Origin of the sequence: Pseudoalteromonas sp. bablab_jr011, assembly GCF_016464045.1 — a bacterium.
In the GTDB taxonomy this organism is placed as follows: domain Bacteria; phylum Pseudomonadota; class Gammaproteobacteria; order Enterobacterales; family Alteromonadaceae; genus Pseudoalteromonas; species Pseudoalteromonas lipolytica.
Window position 1 is genome coordinate 1 of record NZ_JACDWU010000321.1, and the last position, 2,796, is coordinate 2,796.

Below are 2,796 nucleotides of genomic sequence, written 5' to 3' on the forward strand. Positions count from 1 at the left end.
GAAGAAATAATAAGGCGGTATGTCAGGCACCAAGAAAAGGAAGAGGTGCAAGAGCAGGCGCAGTTAACACTTCAGTAAACAACGCCCCCTTCTAGGGGGCTAATGCAAAGCCACCTTCTTTAGAAGGTGGATCTTTTACATTCGCTAAATAGCCCCTGCATCTAAAACATCACCCAGTCCCAAAGTAAACATCCAAAGCCCCCATAAGCTGTGCTCGATAACACAAACAAAAGTGGAGCGGCTTTTCGCATATGTATAGGAGAACAACAGGCCGCCCATAAAGGCAAGCAGTACCGCAAGTACATTGGCATAGACAATATGAGCGAGGGCAAAGACTGAAGCACTCACAAAAATCCGCACTGTTTTGCTTGGCATAATGCGTTTATAACGGTGAAAAAAATACGTCCTAAAAATCAGCTCTTGTGGCATCACAGATAAAATAGGATAAAGCAGCAACAATAACAGCCAGTCGTTGAATGAGTTTCGGGGTAATGAAAACCAATTTTCTTGATTTATGATGCCGTAAAACATACCTGAAAAGAGTGCACCTAAAAAGAAAAAGCTAAATAGCCTGCGCTTAACGGCACTAAATTGACCAAGACTGGTTAAACGAAAGCGCTTAAAGTGGGGGTCTGATAACAGTAACATCCCGCAGACACTCATTAAAATGATTAGGGCGGGTATCAGCCAATTCGCAAGGTGTGCGCGTAACAAGAAGCCTAAAAGCGGAAGCGAAACAAATATGAGGGTAAATTCAAACCAGCGGTATTGATTGGCGTTCAATGTCGTCTCAGCGCGTTTTTTGTTTACGTTACCAAGCTAAGACGACAGTTTTATGACATTACAGTTCTTTCGTATCGGTGTTTTCGTCATCTTCGGGTAAGTATTTGAACAGCAGGATAATGGTCGCAAGTACGCAAACAAAGGTGATACCCATTAAACCAAATACTTTAAAGTTAACCCAAAAATCGAGTGAAAAATTATAAGCAATATAAATATTAAGTGCTGAGATACCCGCTGTAACAGCCACCCAGAATAAATTTAGTTTATTCCACAAGGAGTCGGGAACAATGACTTCTTGTTTACTTTCTGAGGCATTTTCTAAAATTGAACTCAAAGCTTTTTTTACGAGGTTTTTACCAAGTACATAACGGCTAAATAATAAGGTGAAACTTAAAATTGCGTATACAATTGTGGCTTTCCATTTTACGAATTGCTCATCATGGAAAACTAACGTTAATGTTCCTAGCACGACGGCAATAGCAAAAAAGACCCAGTGGCGAGTCGGTACTTTACCTTCCTTAAAATAACAATACGCAACTTGTATCAAGGTAGTTAGCATAAGTACTGCTGTTGCCCAGTAAATATCAACGAGTTTGAAAACCGCAAAAAACAGAATCAGCGGAATATATTCAATAATTGCATGCATAGATTTTGAAATGCTCTCATTTAAAAAGATAATGGGTTGTATCAATATATTGGCTAAGATACAAGGTTGACTTAGCTTTCCTTAACGCTTAGCCTGCCGAGCCAATTTGACCTAAACCCGTGTTTAGGTTGTTTTACCTTATCTTTTTCCGCTTAACCTTAGATGATTAAGCGGCGTATTTTGGAGCAGTTTATGAATAAAGCCGCCTTAGTGTCGCAAATGGCAGCCCACAGTGAATTAACTAAAAAAGACACCCAAGCAGCGCTGAATAGTATGTTAAATGCCATTGAAAAATCACTCTCAGAAGGTGACCAAGTACAAATTAACGGGTTTGGTACCTTTGCTTTAAGTTATTACCCAGCACGTAAAGGCCGCAATCCACAAACGGGTGAAGAAATTGAAATTGAAGGCGCAAATAAACCTGTTTTTAAGCCTGCTAAAGCCTTAAAGGATATTCTTTAAGTAGGATTTGCAAAGGCACTGTAGTATTTACAGAGATTGTCGCAACTCATTAAATATAATTTCAATAATATCAATGTATTAAGCTTGGCATGTTGTCTGCTTTTACTGGTGTAGTTTCACAGTAATAAGGAGGTAACATGTCAGATTTAAACAGCCAACTTAATGGTAAAAAGATTGCAATTCTAGCCACCAATGGCTTTGAACAAAGCGAACTACTGTCACCACGAAGCGCTTTATTAGAAGCTGGGGCGCTAGTCGAAGTGGTATCTCTTGAACGTGGGGATATTACAGGCTGGAATGAAAATCAATGGGGGGAGCGTGTCACTGTAGACCGTGTTGTGAGTGAAGCTGATTCAACGGAGTATGACGCGTTATTACTGCCAGGTGGATTATTTAATCCAGATACGTTACGACAAGATAGCGATGCAAAAGCATTTGTGGATGGCTTCTTCAGTGCCGGTAAGAACAAACCGATTGCGGCGATATGCCACGGCCCATGGTTATTAGCCGAGATTAACAAATTACGTGATCGGAAAGTGACCTCTTATCCGAGCATTAAAACCGACTTAATTAATGCTGGTGCCAATTGGGTTGACCAAGAAGTGTGTGTCGACGAAGGGATTGTAACAAGCCGCAGTCCTGCTGACTTAGAGGCGTTCAATCGTAAGTTTATTGAGGAAATAAAAGAAGGCGTTCATCGTCATCATTAGTGATAAGCAGCAAAAAAGGGCCACAGGGCCCTTTTTTAATATTGGTTGCGCGTTATACCATTCCGCAAAAATACTTAATCATTTTGAGTGATTAAACCAGTCGCTACCTACGTTAAAAATTTCTGATTTAGAACAACTAAATAACTAAATTTTTGCCTTGTTATCAACGCGGTTTTATTGCCTCAAAATAGACCA

General features: G+C 40.1%; 4 protein-coding genes and 1 pseudogene. 3 read left to right on the top strand and 2 right to left on the bottom strand.

All coding sequences use genetic code 11. The features are described 5' to 3' along the window. Positions 1–78, top strand: a pseudogene (locus JIG41_RS21470) (IS200/IS605 family transposase); the annotation flags it as partial. Between the two features lie 66 nt (positions 79–144). On the opposite strand, the gene JIG41_RS21475 reads toward JIG41_RS21470, so the two are convergent. Both JIG41_RS21475 and JIG41_RS21480 read right to left on the bottom strand, forming a co-directional pair. Next, a complete protein-coding gene (locus tag JIG41_RS21475) occupies positions 145–783 on the bottom strand; it encodes a CPBP family intramembrane glutamic endopeptidase (protein ID WP_036968994.1) in 639 nt (212 codons plus the stop codon). 58 nt (positions 784–841) lie between these two features. After that, positions 842–1,429 carry an inner membrane-spanning protein YciB gene (locus JIG41_RS21480; protein WP_036969278.1) on the bottom strand — a complete coding sequence of 196 codons (588 nt, stop codon included), beginning with the start codon at positions 1,427–1,429 and terminating at the stop codon, positions 842–844. A 192-nt stretch (positions 1,430–1,621) separates the two neighbouring features. Between JIG41_RS21480 and JIG41_RS21485 the strand changes: the two genes are divergently transcribed. Then, entirely contained in the window at positions 1,622–1,891 is a 270-nt protein-coding gene (locus JIG41_RS21485; protein ID WP_065979805.1) for an HU family DNA-binding protein, read from the top strand. 137 nt (positions 1,892–2,028) lie between these two features. Then, positions 2,029–2,601, top strand: coding sequence for a type 1 glutamine amidotransferase domain-containing protein (locus tag JIG41_RS21490; RefSeq protein ID WP_036968990.1), 573 nt, complete (start codon positions 2,029–2,031; stop codon positions 2,599–2,601). The last annotated feature ends 195 nt before the right edge of the window (positions 2,602–2,796 follow it).